Consider the following 19,478-nt stretch of genomic DNA (forward strand, 5'->3'; position numbering starts at 1 on the left):
CCACAGCGTGTTTTTTGCCCTTAGAGCCCGAGAGAGGCGCGATAGAGGCTGATTTGGGTGTCACGACCAATTTGATCCGTGATTCCCTCCCATGCGGCTGCAATCGCATCAGCGGTCTCTTGTGCCGATCCGTATTGACCCGCAAAGCCTTTGGCCAATTCGTCTTCCGCCACCGAATAATATTGGAAGATGCCAGGGATACGAGGCTCAATCGCCGCATTGGGGTGGTTGTAGCTATCCGCGTTCGAGCCCAGATAATCCTCGATATAATCGCGGTCATAGCCCGCTGCTTCCCATTCGTCATACTGGAAGTGCGAGTTACGATAGGGCTGGAAGCCCGATGGATAGGCCGACATCCACAGCGAGATATCTTTGCCGCCCAGATGTGCCGCCGCTGACCAAGCCGCTTTGCGCTTGAGGTCATCGCCCTGCACGTTTTTGGTGACATAGATACCCCAACCCAGATAGGCCATGTTGGGCGCTTCGTTATAGCTGTCTTCCCACTGGCCCGTTTGCGAGTTGTAGACCCGATCCGAACCTGGGTTGATGCCGAAGCCCACAACATCCCCCACAACGGAGGTGTCTGAAGTGCGCGCGTTCGAGCCAATATCACCCCACCACATCAGCATCGACCCTGTGCCAGCCAAGAATTGCTGGAAGCCCGTTGTGCCAGGATCAGCATTGATCTGATCCGCAGGGTAGGCGCCTGGGGTGTCGATCAAATCCATCACATCTTGGATGGCCTGAACCCATGCTGGGTTGTTCACCCGTGGGGCCATTGTGTCTGGATCAAACAGCCACGCGGGATCATTTGGGTGCTTAGCATATGCAGCCGCGCGGTTGGCGATGAAGTAGAAGCCAAAACCACCCCAACCTTTGAGCGGATCAAGATAGCCATGTGCAGGCAGACCAGTCAGCGGGTCGGTCTTGCCAACCAAATCCTTGGTCACTTGGTTCACCTGTTGCCATGTGCGTGGCACTTCGGCCCCGCCGATTGCGCCATCGCCGAAGTAATCCTTGCGATAGCAGAATGTATGGCAGTCGCCATCAATGGTGATGCGATAGGATTTGCCATCCCATGTCCCCACAGGTGGCTGCAAATACCCTACCAAATCATCGGCTTCGATCTGGTCTTTCACCCATTCTGGCATTTCATCCAACAGGCCTTTGCCTGCGGTGTCACCTTCAAAAGGGGCGCCCATTTCGATAATGTCGAAATCAACTGTGCCAGTGGCAATCGCTTGCTGCAAGCGGGGGTTATAATCGGCCTGTGCAAGGTCGATCCAGTTGATCTTCGCGCCTGTATAGGCCTCCCATGGTTTGAGGAAACCACGGAACAAGAAGTTATGCAGGTTTTGGTTGTTGAGGCCCAAGAAGGTCAGCTCAACACCTTCAAACTCGCCTTCAGCAACACGTTCACGGGTTGGCCCGAGGCATAATTCGCCAACGCGCTGCCAGTCTGCATCGGTGGGTGAACCCATGCCCACACCTGGAATTTGTAGCAATTGCGCCCGCAAATCGCCATGTGCTGCGGCTTGCGCAGGTTTTGCACCTGTCAACGCGCCCGCGCCGCTGAGTGCGGCCATGGCGCCGACACTGGCGGCACCTTTGAGCATATTACGGCGGCTCATTTGCGCAGCCATAATAGCCTTATACATTTCAACTTTCACGACCTATCCTCCCAGATATTTTTCGCGTCTTTGACAACAGTCGGTGTGCCAGCTTTGCCCGCCTCCCGCGGATAGTGCTGATTTCGCTCAAGCCAGCCCCTCCACCTTTTCAGCCAGATTTGTGTCTGTCAAGATTCTAACATGTTAGTATGTTTAAGTCATGGACAGCACAAAATTTTCCTCTTAACGTCCAAGCCAAAGCGCATGGGAGGAGTGACAGAATGGCAGGCGTAGAAATCCGATCTTTGCTGAAGTCTTACGGCGAAACGGCCGTGTTGCATGGGTTGGATGTCGATATTGAGGATGGCGAATTTGTTGTTCTGGTGGGCCCCTCTGGCTGTGGGAAATCCACGCTTTTGCGCATGATTGCGGGGCTTGAGGGGATCACGGGGGGCACGATTCACATCGGGGATCGTTTGGTCAACAACCTACCGCCTGCCGAGCGGGACATCGCGATGGTGTTCCAGAATTACGCGCTTTACCCTCATAAGACAGTGCGTGCCAATATGGCCTTTTCGCTGCGGATGCGCGGCATGGATAAGGGCGAGATCAACAGCCGCGTTGATCGCGCTGCCGAGATTTTGGGTCTGACCCCCTATCTTGATCGTTATCCCCGCGCCTTGTCAGGCGGGCAGCGCCAACGCGTTGCCATGGGGCGCGCCATTGTGCGTGATCCGCAGGTGTTTTTGTTTGATGAGCCGCTTTCAAACCTTGATGCGAAATTGCGCGTGCAAATGCGCACCGAAATTCGGGAATTGCACCAAAGGCTGCAAACAACGACCGTTTATGTGACCCATGACCAAATCGAAGCGATGACGATGGCCGATAAGATTGTGGTCATGCAGGGCGGCTATATCGAACAAATTGGCACCCCGCTTGAGCTGTATGATCGCCCGCGCAATGTCTTTGTTGCGGGCTTTATCGGCAGCCCTTCGATGAATTTCTTCGAAGGGCAGGTGGTCAAATCTGGGCGTTCTCTGGCGGCGCAGATCGGTGATGCGGTGGTGTCCTTGCCAAAAGGGGCGGGCGTCGCCGAAGGCCAAGAGGTTATCATCGGCATCCGCCCCGAGGCCCTGCAAATCGCGGATAAGGGGATTTCTGGCACGATTTCAGTGATTGAGCCAACAGGTTCAGAGACACATGTAATGCTGCGCCACAGCACGGGGCAGGATTTTACACTGATCTCGCGCGAGCGGCGCGATTTCAAGGTGGGTCAAACGATCACGATGACGGCTGATCCAGATCACCTGCATATTTTCGATAAATCCACCAAAGAACGCGTGTGATCATCACTATTCGAGAAAAGGGGGGGTATCATGCTAAAAGGAATTGATCCAAGGCTTAATGCCGATGTTTTGCATGTTCTGCGCATGATGGGGCATGGCGATGTTCTCATCATTGCGGACACGAATTTTCCATCTGACTCGGTTGCCCGCGCTACGGTTTACGGCAACCTATTGCGCATGGATAACCTCACCGCTGCCGAGGCGGTCGAGGCGGTTCTTTCGGTCATGCCCCTTGATACTTTTGTTGATGATTTCGCAGGCCGCATGGAAATTGTGGGCGAGCCTGACACAATCCCCGCCGTTCAGGCCGAGGTGCAGCAGAAAATCAACGCTGCCGAAGGGGCGGAGCGGCCCATGATCAGCATCGAGCGATTTGCCTTTTATGATATGGCGCGGGAAAGCTATGCTGTGATTCAAACGGGCGAGCGGCGTTTTTACGGCTGCTTCATGCTGCGCAAAGGCGTGATTGGCCCTAACGCATAGGGGAAATGGATGTCTAAGGCGATTGTGATTTTGGGCGTATTTGTGGCTGATACGGCCTATACCGCACCGCGTCAGCCCGTGATGGGCGAGACGCTGATTGGGTCACGTTTTGTGTTGGGGCCAGGTGGCAAAGGGTCGAACCAATCGGTCGCGGCAGCCAAGGCAGGCGGGGATGTTCATATGATCACGCGGCTTGGCCAAGATGATTTTGCCAAGATGGCGCTTGATCTTTGGGCCGAGTGCGGCGTGACCCCCCATGTCAGTCACCATCCCGAAAGCTATACGGGGGCTGCCTATATTTTTATCGAAGAGGGCAGCGGCAATAACGCGATTATCGTCAGCCCTGGTGCGGCAGCACAGATTGCGGTTGCTGATCTTGAGGCGCGCGCCAGCGTCATTAACGCGGCAAAGGTTTTCATGACCCAACTCGAACAACCCTTATCCGCTGCAAAGCACGGGTTGAGCATGGCGAAATCCGCAGGGGCGCTTACGATCTTAAACCCCGCACCTGCGCAAGAATTGGGGCGGGATATCTTGGGCCTTTGTGATTATGTGACGCCCAATGAAATTGAGGCGGAGCAGTTGACAGGGGTAAAGGTGACCACCCCTGAAAGCGCGCAATTGGCCGCGCAAAAATTGCTTAATCTTGGTGCCAAGGCGGCGGTGATCACCTTGGGTGAGCAAGGCGCCCTTTACCATGATGGGCAGCAAACCCTGCACCAACCCGCCTTTAATTGCGGCGCGGTGGTCGAGACAACGGGCGCGGGGGATGCGTTCAATGGCGGCTTTGCTGTGGCGCTTGCCGAAGGGCAGGGGATCGAGGCCGCGTTGCGCTTTGCTTGCGCGACGGCAAGCCTGTCTGTCACCCGCCAAGGCACGGCGCCGGCAATGCCAACCCGCCCCGAGATTGAGGCGGTCGTGTCCTCGTAAGTCGCGCTTTGTGATTGCCGCGCTTCCCCGCTTTGGGTCATAGTCAGACGCGGAGAGGGGACGGGTTTGATGCGCAAGGCGAAAATCACGCTTAGGGATGTTGCGGCAAAGGCGGGGGTTTCACCCTCTGCCGTGTCTCGCGCCTTTACCGATGGTGCATCTGTTTCGCCTGCGATGCGCGCGCGGGTCGAGGCCGCCGCTGCTGCCCTTGGCTATCGCCCGAACGCCTTGGCCTCATCCCTGACCACTGGCCGCAGTAAGCTGATTGGCTTGGTTGCGAATAATTTCCAGAACCCCGTCTTTCTCGAGATTTTCGATCAGTTCACCCGTGGCTTGCAGCAAATGGGATTGCGGCCACTTTTGGTTAATCTCAGCGATGTGAGCGATATTGAACAAGCCGCCGCAATGCTGCGGCAATATTCGGTCGATGGGGTGGTGGTGGCCTCATCCACCTTGCCCGCTGGTTTGGTCGAGCAATTCTATGAAGAGGGCGTTCCTGTGGTTCACGCCTTTGGTCGCCATGATCCGCAGGCGCGGGTCAATGTTGTGGGCATTGATAACCACGCTGCAGGCCGTTTGGCGGGCGAGACATTAATCGCACGCGGCTATCGCGAGATCGGGTTTCTTGGTGGGCCAGAAGGGGCCACCTCAACCCAAGATCGTTTGGCGGGTTTCCGCGCGGCCCTTGCAGAGGCAGGGCTTAGCTGCCGCGCGCGCTTTGTGCCGGCCTATCGGTTCGAGGCGGGGCAGGCGGCCATGTCCGCCGAACTGTCCGCGGGGCCTGCGGAGGTGTATTTTTGTGGCGATGATATTCTATCCATAGGCGCTATGGCCGCGATTGGCGCGGCGGGTCTACGCTGCCCTGATGATATTGGCATATTGGGGCTGAATGATATGGCAATGGCCGCGTGGCCTAATATTCGCCTCACCACGATTGCGCAGCCGATTGAGGCGATTGTGGGGGCGGCGCTGGCGCTTGTCGTGCGCCTGAGTGAATACCCCAGCCCGCAGGCTGAGGCACAGATGTTTCCCTGTCATTTGGTCGAACGCGCAAGTTTGCGTCCGCTTACCCCCTGAACATAGGTGGGCGGGCCTCCTGCCACGCGCCGTTATCCTTGGCTGAGGCCACCGCCGCATAAACAGCCGCCAGCGAGCGACATCCATCTTCTGCCGTTGGCAACCCATCACGGGCCTGACCGCGAATGGCATCGGCCAGATCGCAGTAAATATTGGCCACAGCCAAGGGAAACCCTTCGGGATGTGCAATGGCGACACGGCTGAGGCGGGTGGCCTCGTCATGCAAGCCCCCTTCGCCCTTTTCGATGATCTCCGTGCGCCCGCCTGTGCGGGTATAGATCAATTGATTGGGCTGCTCAGACGCCCATCTTAAGCCACCTTTTTCGCCAAAGACTTGAATGTCGAACCCGTGTTGGCGGCCAATCGCAACCGAAGATGTCCAGAGCCGCCCGACAGTGCCCTTGGACATTCGGAAATTCACCATCGCGTCATCTTCTAGCACGCGCGATGAAATTGTTGAGGCGAAGTCAGCGGACAATGTGGTGACGTGATCATCACAAATAAACCCTGCCATATGCAGCGCATGGATCCCACAATCAGCAAACTGCCCAGAAACACCCGCCATCGCAGGGTCATAGCGCCACCGCACCCGTGGGTTATCGGCATCTTCCGCATCGCCGTGATGGCCATGGCTGAAATTGGTGACGACCAACCGAATGTTGCCCAATTCGCCCGCGCGCACCATGGCACGCGCCTGACGGATCATCGGATAGGCGGAATAGCAATAATTCACCGCGCAAATACGGCCAGTTGCGCGGGCAATTTTTACGATTTCTTCGCCTTCTTCGACTGTCACCGTCATGGGCTTTTCGCAAAGCACATTGAAACCTGCCTCAAGAAAGGCTTTGGTGATTTCAAAATGCGTGGAATTTGGCGTGGCCACAGTCACAAGATCAACGCGATCCTCGCGGGCGCTTTCCCCTGCCAACATCTCGCGCCAATCGCCATAGGCGCGATCAGCGGCAATTCCCAGACGCTGCGCATAGGCGCGACCCACATCCGCGCGATGATCCAAAGCGCCGGCCACAAAGTCAAAATGCCCATCCGCCTGTGCGCCTAAGCGATGTGCAGGGCCGATCTGGCTGCCTTCGCCACCACCGATTAGACCCCATTTCAGTTTTGTCATGATTTGATCTCTTTTCGTTTAAAAACCAATGGATTGCAGATAGGCGCGGTTGGCGCGTGCGTCATCAATGGGGCGCACATCTAGGGTTGGATCGCAATCTTGCTCGACTGTGCACCAGCCTTCGAAATTTGCATCCAAAAGAACCTTGCGCACCGCCTCAAAATCTACATCACCTTGGCCAAGGTTGCAGAAAATCCCCTGTCCGCAGGCCTCATAAAACCCTGTGCGATTGGCAATCACATCTGCCTTAACCTTGGGGTCTATATCCTTGAAATGCATATAGGAAATGCGACTGACATATTTTTGCATGAAGGCCACAGGATCAAACCCCGCATAGGAGTGATGGCCCGTGTCAAAGCAGATTTTCAAAAGGCCCTCATCAACCTCATCAAGCAGGCGGATCAATTCAGGTTCAAAATCCATAAATCCTGCCGCATGGGCGTGGATGCCAACCGTTAGGCCATAGTCTTCGGCGCCAATCCGCGCGCTTTCTACGATGCGGTCGCGAAAACCAGTCCATTCGGCCTTATCCATCTGCACCGCCTCATCAGCGCGGCCCGCAGTAGGGGCGCGGCGCGGTGAGATACTGTCGATAATCACCAGATGCTCGGCCCCATGTGCCTTAAGGGCGCGGGCGGTGCGATGCGTGGCATCGAGCACATCCTCCCATGCGTCAGGGTCATGATAGGGGCGGAAAATCACGCCGCCAATCAAGGTGAGGCCAAATTCATCAAGCGCCTCGCCTAAAATTGCGGGATCTTCGGGCATAAAGCCAACAGGCCCCAGTTCAATCCCGCGATAGCCCGCCTCAGCGCAATCCTGCAGGACTTTGCGCCATGTTGGATTGCGGGGGTCATTTGCAAATTCAACACCCCAAGAGCAGGGCGCATTGCCGATTTCGATTGTCATAATGGGTTATGCCCTCGTTTAAACAGATGAAATATCGCACCACGCGCCTTGATCGCTTGAGGCGATTACGGCAGCAATCACGCGGTTCACAGCGTGACCATCGCGGAAGGTGGGCCAAATCGCCTCGCCCGTTTCAATTGCGCGCAGAAAATCACGGGCTTCGATGATGATTTGGTCTTGATAGCCCGTGCCATGACCTGGCCCTTGGCAGAAGGGCAGGTAATCAGGATGCGCAGGCCCCGTTAAAATCTTGCGAAAGCCGCGCGTGGCCTCTGGCCCTGTCATCTCATAGAGCCAGAGCGCGTTTTGATCTTCCTGATCAAATCGAATGGCGCCTTTGGTGCCTGTGATCTCGTAAGCATAGCCCATTTTGCGGCCAGTTGCGATGCGCGAGGCATAGATTTGCCCCATGGCCCCGTTTTCAAAGCGACACATGAACTGCGCATGGTCGTCATTTGTCACCACGCCCTCTGGCCGTGATTTGTGGACGGTTTCATAAACCCCCATGACCGATGCAATGGGCCCCATCAGCGCAAGGCTTGCGTTGATGATATGCGGGGCCAGATCCCCCATTGTGCCATTTGCCATTCCCGATGTGCGCCAATTTGCGGGCAGGTTTGGATCGGCCAAAAAATCCTCGGTATGTTCGCCGCGAAACCATGTGATTTGGCCAATTGCCCCCTGTGCAATCAGCGCGCGGGCATATTGGCTGGCAGGGGTGCGGATGTAGTTGAAGCCAACCATATTGGCGACACCTGCGGCCTCTGCCGCGGCGACCATAGCCTGACTTTCCGCTAAAGAAGCGCCAAGGGGTTTTTCGCACAAAACGGGTTTTTTCGCCGCGAATGCGGCAAGCGCGATGTCGTGATGTGTGGTTTGCGGCGAGGCGATGATAATGGCCTCCACCTTTGGATCATTGACCAACACGCGCCAATCATCGGTTGCGCGGGCAAAACCATATGCGGCGCGATAGGTTTCTGCGCTTTTTGCGCTGCTCGCGCAGACCATTTCCAAACGGGGCCGCAATGTGGTGTTGAACACCGCACCAACGGCGGACATGGCCACGGCATGGGCCTTGCCCATATAGCCGCCTCCGATGATTCCAATCCCAATTTCTGACATGGCGGCCCCCTCGTGAAATGCACTTGCAAGCGGTTGCAAAAGAAGTAGCTTTGAACGCATAGTCATGCAAGCACGATTGCAGTGCAAGCAAGGTCACGAATGAGGGGCGGGGGTCAGTGTCCGAACTATATGCGCAATTACACAGTGGAATCGCAAAAGGCAGTTTCGTGGTGTTTGGCCGCGCGGGCATGGATCTCTATGCCGATCCGATTGGGGTGAAGGCCGAATTTGGCGAAAATTTTCGGGCCGATCTTGGCGGGTCGTCTGCGAATATTTGTGCAGGCCTCTGTAAATTGGGGATGCAAGCCGCGCTTGTGACTTCGCTCAGCGATGACACGGTGGGGCGGTTTATCCGAAACAAGCTGATCCAGTATGGCGTGGATGTGGGGCATATCCGCACTCTAGCGGGGGAATACCGCTCCTCCTTGGCGGTTTATGAATCGGTGATGGAGGATTTTCAGGTCTGCATCTATCGCAACAATGCAGTCGATTTTCAGGTCACGCCTGAGGATGTTGCAGATATTGACTATGGCCGCTTTGGCGCGCTTGTCACCGCAGGCACGGTTTTCGCAGCGGAACCTTCGCGCAGTGCCACCTTTGCCGCTTTTGATTTGGCCGAAAAGGCGGGTGTGCCGATTATATTTGATATTGATTATCGGCCCTATTCTTGGCCCTCGCCCGAAGTTGCAGCCGATGTTCTGACCCGTGCGGCAGATGCATCGGCGATGATTGTCGGCAATGATGAGGAATTCGGATTTATGGCAGGCGCCTATGAGCGCGGTCTTGACGCGGCCCGGGGCTTGGCTGCGCGGGGCAAATTGGTGATTTACAAAATGGGGGCCGAAGGTGCGATCACCATGACGGGGGATCAGGAATTTCGCACAGGCACCTATCCCGCCACGCCGCTCAAGCCTGTTGGGGCGGGGGATAGTTTTATGGCCGCAACCCTTGCGGCCTTGGCCAATGGTGCAAGCCTTGCCGATGCCGTGGATCAAGGTGCCGCTGCTGCGGCTATCACCGTCTCGCATCCAGGTTGTGCGGGGGCCATGCCCGACCGCGCGGCCCTATCCCAATTCATCGAAATTCATCAGTAAAGGAGGGGCCCGATGCATATCCCACCCCATGACAACCAAAATAAACCCATCGTTGACGTAGATCACGATTTGGTGCCGCTGAATTATTTCAACATCGTAAAGCTGAAAAAAGGCGAGGTGTTCGACTATCAGGTCGCGGGCTATGAGACCTGCATCGTGCCCGCTACGGGCAGTGTTGATGTGGATGTTGATGGCGCGTCCTTTCCCCGCCTTGGCAATCGCGGAGTCGATGTTTGGGATGGCGAACCCGAGGGTGTTTATGTTCCCGTGGGCGCGCGGGTGCGGATCACATGTGTCAGTGACACGACCGAAACCTTCATTGCGGGGGCCAAATATGACAAGGTTTTGGAGCCGTTTGATGTGCGCGAGGCAGAATTAGATGTGATCCAATACGGATCGGATGACACCAAAACGCATCGCAAGATCAAACATATCCTCGGCACTAAATACGCGGATAAGGTGGGGCGGCTCTTGGTGTCGGAATTGTTCACTGTAGGGGCAGGTGGGTGGTCAGGCTTTCCCAGTCACAAACATGACACGGATAGAACGGATGACGGGGGCGAGATCATCGAAACCCGTCATGATGAAACCTATAATTTCCGCTTCCGCCCGAATTACGGGTCGGGTGTGCAAATGTTGCAACGGGTCGATAATGAGGTGGGCGAAGCCTATCATATCATGGATGGCTCGACCATTTTGCTTGATAGTGGCTATCACCCTTGCGCCGCGTTGCCGGGCTATGAGATGTATTACTTCACCATTCTAGGCGGGCTGAGCCAACGCTCGCTCAAACAATATTTCCAACCAACCCATGCCGAACAGATCCACACGATCCCAGGCATTTTGGATATGGTGGCCAAGTTTAAATGACCCGCGCGACCCTCACCGATGTCCTGACCCCTGCCTTGGCCCAAGGTTATGCGGTGGCAGGGGTGGTCTGTTTGGGCTGGGAAGACGCGCGCGCCTATACGCGCGCCGCTGAATTAGAGGGGCTGCCCATCATTTTGCAGGCGGGCCCGGGCGCGCGGGCGCATATGCCGATTTCGATTTGGGGGGCGATGTTTGGCGAATTGGCCGAAAGCGTTTCGGTGCCCGTGGTCAGCCATTTGGATCACGGCACATCACTTGAGGATTGCGCCGCAGCAATAGCGGCAGGGTTTTCCTCGGTGATGTTTGATGGCTCGGCGTTGCCCCTGTCGCAAAACATTGCCCGCACCGCAGAAATCGCAGAGATGGCCCATGCGGCGGGTGTCTCCTGTGAAGGTGAGATCGGGTATGTCGGCTATGCGGATGGGGCAAAATCGCGGGGCACTGACCCTGAGGAGGCTGCCCGATTTGCCCAAGAGACGGGCATAGATGCAATGGCGATTTCTATCGGGAATGTGCATTTACAACAAGAAAAGCACCAAGGTCTGGATCGCAACCGCCTTGCTGCGATTGAGGCGCTTTGTGACATTCCACTGGTTATTCATGGCGGCTCAGGCGTGCCTGTGCGAGAGCGTCAAGATTTGGCGCGTATGTCTAAGATTTGTAAATTCAACATCGGAACCGAATTGCGCATGGGGTTTGGTGCGGCCTTGTCCAATGTGATGTCAGAGCAGCCCGCTGAATTTGATCGTATCAAAATCCTTGGCCAAACCGAGGAAGCCTTGGTCGCTCTGACCCGCCCCATTTTGCGCGCGCTGAAACCCTAAACCTCCAGATCGTGCAGATGCGCCTGATAGGGTTTTGCGGTTGGGGGTAAGGTTTTCTCAATCTGATATTCGGGGTCATTCAACTGCATTTTCAGCGCATGCGCCACCTCGCGCAGCCCATCGACAAAGCCACGATTTGCAGGCGGCAGATCGTGTTTGATCACCTCATGCAGGGCGGGCAGATTGTGATAGGGCACCATGGGGAACATATGATGTTCGACATGGTAATTCATGTTCCAATAGATGAAACGGCTGATGGGGTTCATGTAAACGCTACGGGAATTGAGACGGTGATCCAGCACGTTATCGGCCATGCCCGTATGCTGCAGTAAGCCCGTCATGATCAGATGCCATGAGCCCAAGACGGCAGGGCCAACGCCCACCAACATCAACGGCAAGATCGACCCCGTGATCGGCACCAATGCCAAAACCACGGCGCAGATCGCAAGCCAAATCTGCGCAATCACCTGCGCCTTTTTCCAATAGCGGTCAGGGGTGAAACTGCGTTCTTCTTTGTTCAGCCCATAAAGGGCGTGGCGGAACGTGGCCTTGAACCCATCCCATGTATGGCTGCCAATAAAGAGCCATAGAACCTTAAATATTTGCGGCGGGCGCATGGTGATAATTTCGGGATCACGGCCCACGATGATCGTGTCGGTGTGGTGGCGGGAATGGCTCCATCGCCACAAGACAGGATTACGGAACAGCATGAAGCAAGCGATGTGATAGACCACGGCATTCATCCAAGGGGTCAAGAACGCCGTGCGATGACCTGCCTCGTGCCAGCGGCTATCTGCGCCTGCAGTATAAAATGTGGCATAGATCACCCAAAAGGGCGCTGACCACCATGACCCCCACAGCATGATCCCGCCCGTGGCGGAGGCGATCAAGACCGCGAAATAAAGGATCGTATCACGAATGGCAGGCCCATCTTTGCGCTGCATCAGGCGGCGCATATCCTCGCGCGGGATATCCGAGTGATACCACTGCGCAGCAGCCAGACCCTTTTCCTCTGCCTCGACCGCCGATGCGCCAAGCAGGCTGTAATCACGGGTGATTTTGTTCACGGGCATCCTCCCTTATGCACGCCTTTACAGATGCAACCATTGCCACTCATTTCTGTCAATCCTTTCCACGATTAACCGCTTTGCGCCTTGCCGCCCAAAGGGGCAGCGGTTAGGTTTCGCGCGTAAAGAGGCATTGCCAAAGGAGGGGCAGATCCATGGGTCAGATTGATCAATCACAATTCGCCATATATCCGAGCCTAAAGGATAAATCCGTCTTTGTTACGGGCGGTGCATCTGGGATTGGCGCGGAAATCGTCAAGGCTTTTGCAGCGCAAGGCAGCCGCGTTGGTTTTGTCGATATTGATGCCAAGGGCGGTGCGGCCTTGGCCGCCGAATTGGGCGATACTGTGCATTTCGAGCAATGTGACCTGCGCGATATTTCGGCATTGCGAACAGCCTTCAAAAAATTGGCCGAGGCCTGCGGGCCTGCACATGTTTTGGTGAATAATGCCGCCCGTGATGATCGTCATGATTGGCGGACAGTCGAACCAGATTATTGGGACGAGCGATATGCAACGAACCTGCGTCATATGTTTTTCGCCATTCAGGCCGTAGCGCCCGCGATGATTGAGGCGGGTGGTGGCTCGATTATCAATTTTGGGTCGAACTCTTGGATGCAGGCCAGCGGCGATATGCCCGCCTATACCAGTTCCAAATCGGCCGTGCACGGCCTGACCCGCACAATGGCGCGCGATTTGGGGGATCACCGCATTCGCGTAAATACAGTCGTTCCGGGCTGGGTGATGACCGAGCGGCAAAAACAGCTTTGGGTGACGCCTGAGGCCTTGAAAGAGGCGCGTGATCGTCAATGTCTGCCCGATGAGATCGAACCCGTTTATCTCGCGCGGATGGTTTTGTTCTTGGCCTCTGACGATGCGGCCATGTGCACCGCAAACAACTACATGGTCGAAGCTGGATCAATCTAAGAAACCAAGGGGGCGGCACATTTGCCGCCCTTATTCCTTGCTTGGGACATCTTCCCACAGGACAAAGAAATTCCATCCGCAATAGACCGCGATGGCTGCGATGAATGCGGCCCACCCATAGGTTTGGTTCCAGATCTCGACCCCTGTCCAGAGGCAGAGAAATAGGGTCAAGGCCACCCGCCGCCACCGCGGGTTGAAAATGGGATCAGCAAGGGTTTTATGCGCGGCCATCTTTCATCCTTTTCGGGCCTGATCCCACAGCGCCGAAAGGCTGCGATAGCGATCTGCCATTTGCGAAATTGCCTGCGCATCGCTGATTTGCCCTGTAAGCCACGCGCGGGCTGCATCGCCAAAAATTGTGCGCCCCACTGCAAACCCTTTGACCAAGGGCTGACGGGCGGCGAAGGCGAAACTTGCGGCCAAATCATCGGCGGGGGCATCAAGCCCCAAAACCAAAATACCCCGCGTATGCGCATCGTTTGCTGTGATTGTTTGGGTCACAGCGCCCCATGAGGCGTCATCGGCAAAGGGTTCCAATTTCCACCAATCGGGAAAGATGCCTGCATCGTAAAAGCGTTGGATCACGGCTGGGGTGGTTGTCTGATCCACTGCGCCGCGTTTTGAGGGGATCACCTCAAGCAAGAATTCCAACCCATTGCGGCGGGTCGCCGCAAAGAGGCGGCTGACGGTGTCGATCTGGTTTTGCCACAGTGCATCGTCATCTTGGGGATGGCAAAAGCACAGGCATTTCACCACATGATTGCGCGGCCACTCCTTAAGCCCGCCGAAATCGGGGCCAAGTTCAGGTTCAAGCACCAAGGGGCAGGAGCCCGGCCATTCCACAGGGCGGCCAATCCAGAGCGGGCTGTCAGATGCCGCCTGCAAGGCAGAGCGACCCAATCGGTTGTCACATAAAATGCCATATCCCGCCCGATCATCCGCCACAACGCGCGCCGCCTCAAGGCATAGCTCTTTGAACGCATCAATCTTGGCGCGGTTTGCCCCCTCCATCTCTTCAAGTTGCATACGATGGTCAAAAGCAAAGATGTGCATATCGGGTAAATCTGGCCCCCGATTGGTGGCCCAATGAACCTGCTCTAACGGCCCGTCATTGCGCAAGTCGGGCCGAGTGATCCCGCGTGCAAGGAAGAATTGCAGTTCCTCCCATGACGGATAGGCGGGGGTGCAGCCATGCCGAGACACCGCAAATGCGCCGCAGGCATTGGCGTATTTTAGTGCGGTCGCCCAATCAATCTGACCCGCGGGGCAATCAAGCCAACCTTTGATAAGGCCTGACATAAACCCGTCCCCCGCGCCAAGCACGTTGAACACCTCAATCGGAAAACCCTGACCTGCGATCCCGTCATCAAGGCTTGCAGGGATCTCGCCTGTGATTGCCACGGCCCCTGCGGCCCCGCGTTTGCACACCAATGTGGCACCGCTGACTGCGCGCACGGCCCGCAGCGCCGTCAGCGTATCGGTGCTGCCGCCCGCAATGTGAAATTCTTCCTCTGTGCCCACGATTAGGTCAAAGAGATGCAAGGTTGATTGCAGTTTGGCCGTAACGGCCGCGCTTTCCACAAAGCGGCTTTCACCATCGCCATGCCCTGCCACGCCCCAGAGGTTCGGGCGATAATCAATATCAAGGGCGGTGCGGGCACCCCCCTCGCGGGCTAAGCGCAAGGCTTTCAATACCGCGGCTTCGGTCTGCGGGTTGCTGAGATGCGTGCCTGTTGCCACAACTGCGCGGGCGCGCGCGATATAGCTGGGGTCGATATCGTCTTCGCACAGCCCCATATCGGCGCAATTCTCGCGATAGAAAATCAAGGGAAAGCGTTCTTGATCACGGATCCCCAACAGCACCAACGCGGTCAGGCGATCGGGATCGACTTTGATGCCCTCGATATTGACCCCTTCACGGGTCAGTTCTTCGCGAATAAACCGCCCCATATGCTCGTCACCCACACCCGTGATAAGGCCAGATTTCAGCCCCAAACGCGCTGTGCCTGCGGCCATATTGGTGGGTGAGCCGCCAATATATTTGTCAAAGCTGCGCATATCCTCCAAGCGGCCACCGATTTGGGCGCCGTAAAGGTCAACCGAAGCGCGGCCAATTGTGATGACATCAAGGTCTTTTTTCACGCTCATTGCGGATCTTTCCTTTGGAAGTCGGGGTTTAAGTGTCTTTTTGGGTTACATGGGGGATCAGCGGTGCTTCTGTCCCCTTTTGTAAGCGCGCCGCTGTCGCCACGACCAAAGCCTGCGCCACGCACATGGGCGCGGCCAAGGAGCGCGAGAGGCTTTGCTGGTATTCAGGCACGGCGAATAGGATCTTTGCCGATTTTGCGAGGGGCGATAGGGTCGTGTCGGAAATGGCAATAACATCATGCCCCTCCGAGGCGGCCTGATCGACAATCTGCACAACCTCATTGGCGTAGTAGCGAAAGGATACCGCAAAGAGCACGTCTCGCGGCCCCATACTACGCGCCATATGGGTGGCAAGGCCGCCGCTGGCATCCAGAAGGATGCAGCGTTTGCCAATCATGGTCAGCAGATAGCGCATCAGCAAAACCACGGGCGAAGAACGATTTTGTCCGACCAAATAAATGGTTTCGGCCCGCTCCATCAGCTTGGCGGCGGCGGCCATATCAACGCCTGAAATCTCATCAACCAGACCTTCGAGCGAAGCAATGTCTTGCACGATCATCTCGCGCAGGAACCCGATTTCCGAGATATCATCGCGGGCGGCCATGCCATCGCGCAAGGATTGCACCCGCGCCCCAAATCCAGGCGCAGCCGTCTCTAGGCGTTGTTGGAACAGGGCCTGCACATCCCGAAACCCTTTATACCCCACGGCCTGCGCAAAGCGCACGAAACTCGAGGCATGCACCCCGCAGCTTTCGGCAATCGCATTGACCGAGCGCACCGCCACATCATTGGGGTTCTGCGTCAGATAGAGCGCGATGGCCTGATAGGTGTTGCTCATCGCGCCGTGACGTTCATGGATTAGGCGGATGAACCCCTCATAGGTGTCAGGCGGCGGGGCATCGGTGAGGGATGTGTTGTGATCCATCACGCCCCCGATCAGACTGTCGCGATCCACGTCTCGGACTTGGCCGAGGCTTGGATGGTTTCAACCAGATATTGGATGCGCAACCCAGCACGAAAGTTAAAGGGTTCAGGCGCGCGATCTGCGATGGCATCAAGATAGCCTGCGACCTCAATCGCCTTGAGGTCGTTAAAGCCAATCTGATGGCCCGGTGCGACACAGAATTGCCCATAGGGCGGGTGATCTGGGCTGGCCTCGATTTTGCGAAATCCTTGACGGCCTGTTGCGTCATCGGTGTTGTAGAAATGCAGCTCGTTGAACCGCTCGCCCGTAAAGATGAGGGCGCCTTTGCTGCCATAGACCTCGAAATCATGCTGCATCTTGCGGCCCGTGGCGACCCAATTGGCCTCAATCGACCCTGTTGCGCCATTTTTAAACCGCAAAAAGGCGCGCCCGACATCATCGACCTCGATCTTGCGGGCGGAGCCCGTGGCATCCTTGCGGTGGTCAATCATGGTGACGCAATCCCCCATAACGCGGGTGATGGGCCCCAACAGATATTCCGCCGTGGCCAAAGCATGGCTGCCAATATCGGCCAAGGCCCCGCCGCCCGCAGGATCATGACGGAAGGAATAGGGTGCGCTTGCATCACGCATATAATCCTCGGCATGCACGCCGCGATAGCTGCGAATGTCACCCAATTCGCCGCCCGCAATCATCTCGCGGGCCAGCGCCATGATGGGGTTGCACAGGTAATTGAACCCAACTTGGGTTTTGATCCCTGCCGCCTCTGCCGCAATGGCCATCTCCTCTGCGTCACGCGCCAAGGGGGCCAAGGGCTTTTCGCAATAGACATGCTTGCCCGCCGCAATCGCGGCCATGGCCATTTCTTTGTGCAACGCATTTGGCGCGGTGATATCGACCACATCTATATCGGGGTTTTCGATTAAATCCTGCCACCGATCCGTGGCATGGGCAAAGCCAAACCCAGCCGCCGCGGCCTGAGCCCCCGCAAGCGTGACATCTGCCAGCGTGTGTAATTCCACCTCATAGGGCAGATCAAACACCCGCGCAGCGGTAGCAAAGCCAAACACATGCGCTTTGCCCATAAAGCCCGATCCAATCAAGCCAATGCGAAGTTTCGGTTTAGCTGCCATTGATTGCCTCGTGATTGACAATGAGCGCAGGATCAATCCTGCCTTCGATAAAGTTCAGCGCGTTTTCCACACAGGCGCAGGCCATACGTTCAGCCGCCTCATTGGACAGCCCGCCAATATGGGGCGACAGGATCACCCGCGGATCCGAGAAAAGCGGGTTATCACGGGCAGGGGGCTCGGATTGGAACACATCCAATCCTGCCGCGGCCACCGTGCCATCCTTGAGCGCCGCCAACAGGGCCGCCTCATCGACAACGCCACCGCGCGCCGTGTTGCAGATCACAACGCCGCGTTTCATTTTCCCAAAGGCAGCGCGATCCAGCAGCGCGCCTTTGGCGGCGGGGATATGCACCGATATGAAATCAGCCTCAGCCAAGGCTGCGGATAAATCTGTCACTTCTTGCGCGGCCCCTTCGGGCCATGCGCCCATTTGGGAAAGATAGGGGTCATAGGCGGATATATGCATGCCAAACCCATCGGCCATTTTCGCCAAACGCCGCCCGATGCGGCCATAGCCGATGATCAAGAGGCGTTTGTTATACACCTCACGCGCGCGCAATAGATTACGCCAGTTCCACTCGAACCCTTCGCTGCCACGCGTGGCGAAATGCGCCTCTAGCGCCTGTTTCGCGCCAGCAAGCATCATCATCATGGCCTGCTCGGCCACGGAGATAGAATTCACATCCCCCACAATGGCCAAGCCAATTCCGCGGGCCGACAATGCATCTACATCCACCGCGTCATATCCCACGCCGTGGCGCGAGACGATTTTCAGGTCTGGTGCAGTTGCAATCATCTCGGCCGTCAGGGGTTGTGTGCGCAGCACAAGCGCATCGGCCTGCGGCAGATAGGGCAGATAGGCCGTAGGTGCGGGATCGGTCACATAGGTGACATCCACGCCCTGCGTTTTAAGCCGCTCAAGCAGCGCCTCACCTGTCGGGTGAAGCGCCCCTGCAACCAAGAGCCGTGTCATCAATAGCCCCCTTTGCCAGCACCCGTGCTGTCCGACCCACCGGCGCGGCCCACAACCTCATGCCAGCCCGTGACCGCCGCGCGGGCTGATTGCGCCAAAAAGCGCACGTCACCCCCAACAGTGGTGAGGCGATAGCCCCAGTCAATGGCGCGGGCCGCATAGGCGGGGTTGCCGCAATGCAGGCAGGCGGCGATTTTGTTCTTGCGGCATACGGCGGCGATTTCCTTAATCATCGCGATCATCTCGGGTTCTTCGCGGTCAAATCCTGGGGGCAAACGCCCCGCTTGGGTGCCGAGGGTCAGATCAGCAGGGCCAACATAAATACCGTCTAGGCCAGGGGTCGCTGCGATTTCCTCAAGATGTTCCATGCCTGCCGCGGTTTCGATCATGGCAATGGCCAGAACCTGCGCATTCGCGTCTTTGACATTGTAACTGGGGTCGGCAATCACCGCGCGGGTCGGGCCATAGCTGCGCTGCCCATGCGGGGGGTAGCGCAGGTAGCTGACGAATTCTTCTGCTTCGGCGCGAGAATTCACCATGGGGCAGATGATCCCCTCAACGCCCATATCCAAGGCCTTCATGATCCAACTGGGGTCACGCCACGGCACGCGGGCCATGATCGTGGGGCCTGCATTGCGCAAGGCCTGCATCATGGGCAAAGCCATGCCATAATCCAACGCGCCATGCTGCATATCAATGGTGATGCTGTCAAAACCCTGCGCCGCCATGATCTCGGCGGTAAAGCTAGAACCGATGGAACACCACCCATTCAACGCGGGCTGATCCCCTTGCCATAAGGCCTTGAGTCTGTTTGCTTTCATTTCTAACCTCCCCATGACTGCGGTCGCGATTTGGGGGAATCCCTCGCCCAAAGTTTAAGCAAGCGCACAGTCTTTCAGCGTCACTATTGCAGCG

At 56.7% G+C, this 19,478-nt stretch carries 19 protein-coding genes; 8 read left to right on the plus strand and 11 right to left on the minus strand.

Going from position 1 to position 19,478, the window contains the following annotated elements; genetic code table 11:
• Positions 1-20: 20 nt before the first annotated feature.
• Positions 21-1,670 carry an extracellular solute-binding protein gene (locus I3V23_02085; protein ID QPI85808.1) on the minus strand — a complete coding sequence of 550 codons (1,650 nt, stop codon included), beginning with the start codon at positions 1,668-1,670 and terminating at the stop codon, positions 21-23.
• Between the two features lie 221 nt (positions 1,671-1,891).
• Between I3V23_02085 and ugpC the strand changes: the two genes are divergently transcribed.
• From ugpC to I3V23_02105, 4 genes are all read left to right on the plus strand, one after another.
• A complete protein-coding gene (gene ugpC / locus I3V23_02090; protein QPI85809.1) occupies positions 1,892-2,956 on the plus strand; it encodes a sn-glycerol-3-phosphate ABC transporter ATP-binding protein UgpC in 1,065 nt (354 codons plus the stop codon).
• A 30-nt stretch (positions 2,957-2,986) separates the two neighbouring features.
• Positions 2,987-3,439, plus strand: coding sequence for an RbsD/FucU family protein (locus I3V23_02095; protein ID QPI85810.1), 453 nt, complete (start codon positions 2,987-2,989; stop codon positions 3,437-3,439).
• A gap of 9 nt (positions 3,440-3,448) precedes the next feature.
• A complete protein-coding gene (locus tag I3V23_02100; GenBank protein ID QPI85811.1) occupies positions 3,449-4,369 on the plus strand; it encodes a ribokinase in 921 nt (306 codons plus the stop codon).
• Positions 4,370-4,438: 69 nt separating this feature from the next.
• Complete coding sequence (locus tag I3V23_02105; protein QPI85812.1) at positions 4,439-5,446, plus strand: LacI family DNA-binding transcriptional regulator; 1,008 nt, start codon at positions 4,439-4,441, stop codon at positions 5,444-5,446.
• Here I3V23_02105 and I3V23_02110 read toward each other — a convergent pair.
• The 3 genes from I3V23_02110 to I3V23_02120 are packed head-to-tail and all read right to left on the minus strand — an operon-like array spanning position 5,436 to position 8,603.
• Positions 5,436-6,572 carry a Gfo/Idh/MocA family oxidoreductase gene (locus I3V23_02110; GenBank protein QPI85813.1) on the minus strand — a complete coding sequence of 379 codons (1,137 nt, stop codon included), beginning with the start codon at positions 6,570-6,572 and terminating at the stop codon, positions 5,436-5,438. The genes I3V23_02105 and I3V23_02110 overlap by 11 nt on opposite strands.
• Before the next feature lie 18 nt (positions 6,573-6,590).
• Positions 6,591-7,481, minus strand: a complete 891-nt coding sequence (locus I3V23_02115; protein QPI85814.1) for a TIM barrel protein — start codon at positions 7,479-7,481, stop codon at positions 6,591-6,593.
• A gap of 18 nt (positions 7,482-7,499) precedes the next feature.
• A complete protein-coding gene (locus tag I3V23_02120; protein ID QPI85815.1) occupies positions 7,500-8,603 on the minus strand; it encodes a Gfo/Idh/MocA family oxidoreductase in 1,104 nt (367 codons plus the stop codon).
• Positions 8,604-8,791: 188 nt separating this feature from the next.
• On the opposite strand from I3V23_02120, the gene I3V23_02125 reads away from it, so the two are divergent.
• The 3 genes from I3V23_02125 to I3V23_02135 are packed head-to-tail and all read left to right on the plus strand — an operon-like array spanning position 8,792 to position 11,391.
• Positions 8,792-9,697: a permease gene (locus I3V23_02125; GenBank protein ID QPI86643.1), complete on the plus strand. Its 906-nt coding sequence runs from the start codon at positions 8,792-8,794 to the stop codon at positions 9,695-9,697.
• Between the two features lie 12 nt (positions 9,698-9,709).
• Positions 9,710-10,567, plus strand: a complete 858-nt coding sequence (locus I3V23_02130) for a 5-deoxy-glucuronate isomerase (GenBank protein QPI85816.1) — start codon at positions 9,710-9,712, stop codon at positions 10,565-10,567.
• The gene (locus I3V23_02135; protein QPI85817.1) at positions 10,564-11,391 is read left to right on the plus strand and encodes a class II fructose-bisphosphate aldolase; all 828 of its coding nucleotides are present in this window, start codon (positions 10,564-10,566) and stop codon (positions 11,389-11,391) included. The genes I3V23_02130 and I3V23_02135 overlap by 4 nt, the downstream gene beginning before the upstream one ends.
• On the opposite strand, the gene I3V23_02140 is transcribed toward I3V23_02135, so the two are convergent.
• A complete protein-coding gene (locus I3V23_02140; protein QPI85818.1) occupies positions 11,388-12,464 on the minus strand; it encodes a fatty acid desaturase in 1,077 nt (358 codons plus the stop codon). The genes I3V23_02135 and I3V23_02140 overlap by 4 nt on opposite strands.
• 149 nt (positions 12,465-12,613) lie before the next feature.
• Between I3V23_02140 and I3V23_02145 the strand changes: the two genes are divergently transcribed.
• Positions 12,614-13,384, plus strand: coding sequence for an SDR family oxidoreductase (locus tag I3V23_02145; GenBank protein QPI85819.1), 771 nt, complete (start codon positions 12,614-12,616; stop codon positions 13,382-13,384).
• 30 nt (positions 13,385-13,414) lie between these two features.
• Here the strand turns inward: I3V23_02145 and I3V23_02150 are convergent, their stop codons facing one another.
• From I3V23_02150 to I3V23_02175, 6 genes are read right to left on the minus strand one after another with little or no spacing between them, the layout of a single operon-like run.
• Positions 13,415-13,615 carry a hypothetical protein gene (locus I3V23_02150; protein QPI85820.1) on the minus strand — a complete coding sequence of 67 codons (201 nt, stop codon included), beginning with the start codon at positions 13,613-13,615 and terminating at the stop codon, positions 13,415-13,417.
• A gap of 3 nt (positions 13,616-13,618) precedes the next feature.
• The gene (gene iolC, locus I3V23_02155) at positions 13,619-15,532 is read right to left on the minus strand and encodes a 5-dehydro-2-deoxygluconokinase (GenBank protein ID QPI85821.1); all 1,914 of its coding nucleotides are present in this window, start codon (positions 15,530-15,532) and stop codon (positions 13,619-13,621) included.
• Positions 15,533-15,560: 28 nt separating this feature from the next.
• The gene (locus I3V23_02160) at positions 15,561-16,457 is read right to left on the minus strand and encodes a MurR/RpiR family transcriptional regulator (protein QPI86644.1); all 897 of its coding nucleotides are present in this window, start codon (positions 16,455-16,457) and stop codon (positions 15,561-15,563) included.
• An 11-nt stretch (positions 16,458-16,468) separates the two neighbouring features.
• Positions 16,469-17,590 (minus strand): Gfo/Idh/MocA family oxidoreductase, encoded by a 1,122-nt coding sequence (locus tag I3V23_02165; protein ID QPI85822.1) that lies wholly within the window; start codon positions 17,588-17,590, stop codon positions 16,469-16,471.
• Positions 17,580-18,563, minus strand: coding sequence for a hydroxyacid dehydrogenase (locus I3V23_02170; protein ID QPI85823.1), 984 nt, complete (start codon positions 18,561-18,563; stop codon positions 17,580-17,582). Before I3V23_02170 ends, I3V23_02165 begins: the two co-directional genes overlap by 11 nt.
• Positions 18,563-19,384 carry a 2,4-dihydroxyhept-2-ene-1,7-dioic acid aldolase gene (locus I3V23_02175; GenBank protein QPI85824.1) on the minus strand — a complete coding sequence of 274 codons (822 nt, stop codon included), beginning with the start codon at positions 19,382-19,384 and terminating at the stop codon, positions 18,563-18,565. Before I3V23_02175 ends, I3V23_02170 begins: the two co-directional genes overlap by 1 nt.
• Positions 19,385-19,478: the final 94 nt, after the last annotated feature.

Source organism: Rhodobacterales bacterium HKCCA1288 (assembly GCA_015693905.1).
Taxonomy (GTDB): domain Bacteria; phylum Pseudomonadota; class Alphaproteobacteria; order Rhodobacterales; family Rhodobacteraceae; genus M30B80.

Bases quoted from the DNA above. Each gene is read 5' to 3' on its own strand.
- I3V23_02160 (QPI86644.1), bottom strand. From the start codon at position 16,457: ATGGATCACAACACATCCCTCACCGATGCCCCGCCGCCTGACACCTAT.
- I3V23_02170 (QPI85823.1), bottom strand. From the start codon at position 18,563: ATGACACGGCTCTTGGTTGCAGGGGCGCTTCACCCGACAGGTGAGGCG.
- I3V23_02110 (QPI85813.1), bottom strand. From the start codon at position 6,572: ATGACAAAACTGAAATGGGGTCTAATCGGTGGTGGCGAAGGCAGCCAG.
- I3V23_02095 (QPI85810.1), top strand. From the start codon at position 2,987: ATGCTAAAAGGAATTGATCCAAGGCTTAATGCCGATGTTTTGCATGTT.
- I3V23_02135 (QPI85817.1), top strand. From the start codon at position 10,564: ATGACCCGCGCGACCCTCACCGATGTCCTGACCCCTGCCTTGGCCCAA.
- I3V23_02175 (QPI85824.1), bottom strand. From the start codon at position 19,384: ATGAAAGCAAACAGACTCAAGGCCTTATGGCAAGGGGATCAGCCCGCG.
- iolC (QPI85821.1), bottom strand. From the start codon at position 15,532: ATGAGCGTGAAAAAAGACCTTGATGTCATCACAATTGGCCGCGCTTCG.
- I3V23_02100 (QPI85811.1), top strand. From the start codon at position 3,449: ATGTCTAAGGCGATTGTGATTTTGGGCGTATTTGTGGCTGATACGGCC.
- I3V23_02145 (QPI85819.1), top strand. From the start codon at position 12,614: ATGGGTCAGATTGATCAATCACAATTCGCCATATATCCGAGCCTAAAG.
- I3V23_02120 (QPI85815.1), bottom strand. From the start codon at position 8,603: ATGTCAGAAATTGGGATTGGAATCATCGGAGGCGGCTATATGGGCAAG.
- I3V23_02165 (QPI85822.1), bottom strand. From the start codon at position 17,590: ATGGCAGCTAAACCGAAACTTCGCATTGGCTTGATTGGATCGGGCTTT.
- I3V23_02130 (QPI85816.1), top strand. From the start codon at position 9,710: ATGCATATCCCACCCCATGACAACCAAAATAAACCCATCGTTGACGTA.
- I3V23_02140 (QPI85818.1), bottom strand. From the start codon at position 12,464: ATGCCCGTGAACAAAATCACCCGTGATTACAGCCTGCTTGGCGCATCG.
- I3V23_02125 (QPI86643.1), top strand. From the start codon at position 8,792: ATGGATCTCTATGCCGATCCGATTGGGGTGAAGGCCGAATTTGGCGAA.
- ugpC (QPI85809.1), top strand. From the start codon at position 1,892: ATGGCAGGCGTAGAAATCCGATCTTTGCTGAAGTCTTACGGCGAAACG.
- I3V23_02105 (QPI85812.1), top strand. From the start codon at position 4,439: ATGCGCAAGGCGAAAATCACGCTTAGGGATGTTGCGGCAAAGGCGGGG.
- I3V23_02150 (QPI85820.1), bottom strand. From the start codon at position 13,615: ATGGCCGCGCATAAAACCCTTGCTGATCCCATTTTCAACCCGCGGTGG.
- I3V23_02115 (QPI85814.1), bottom strand. From the start codon at position 7,481: ATGACAATCGAAATCGGCAATGCGCCCTGCTCTTGGGGTGTTGAATTT.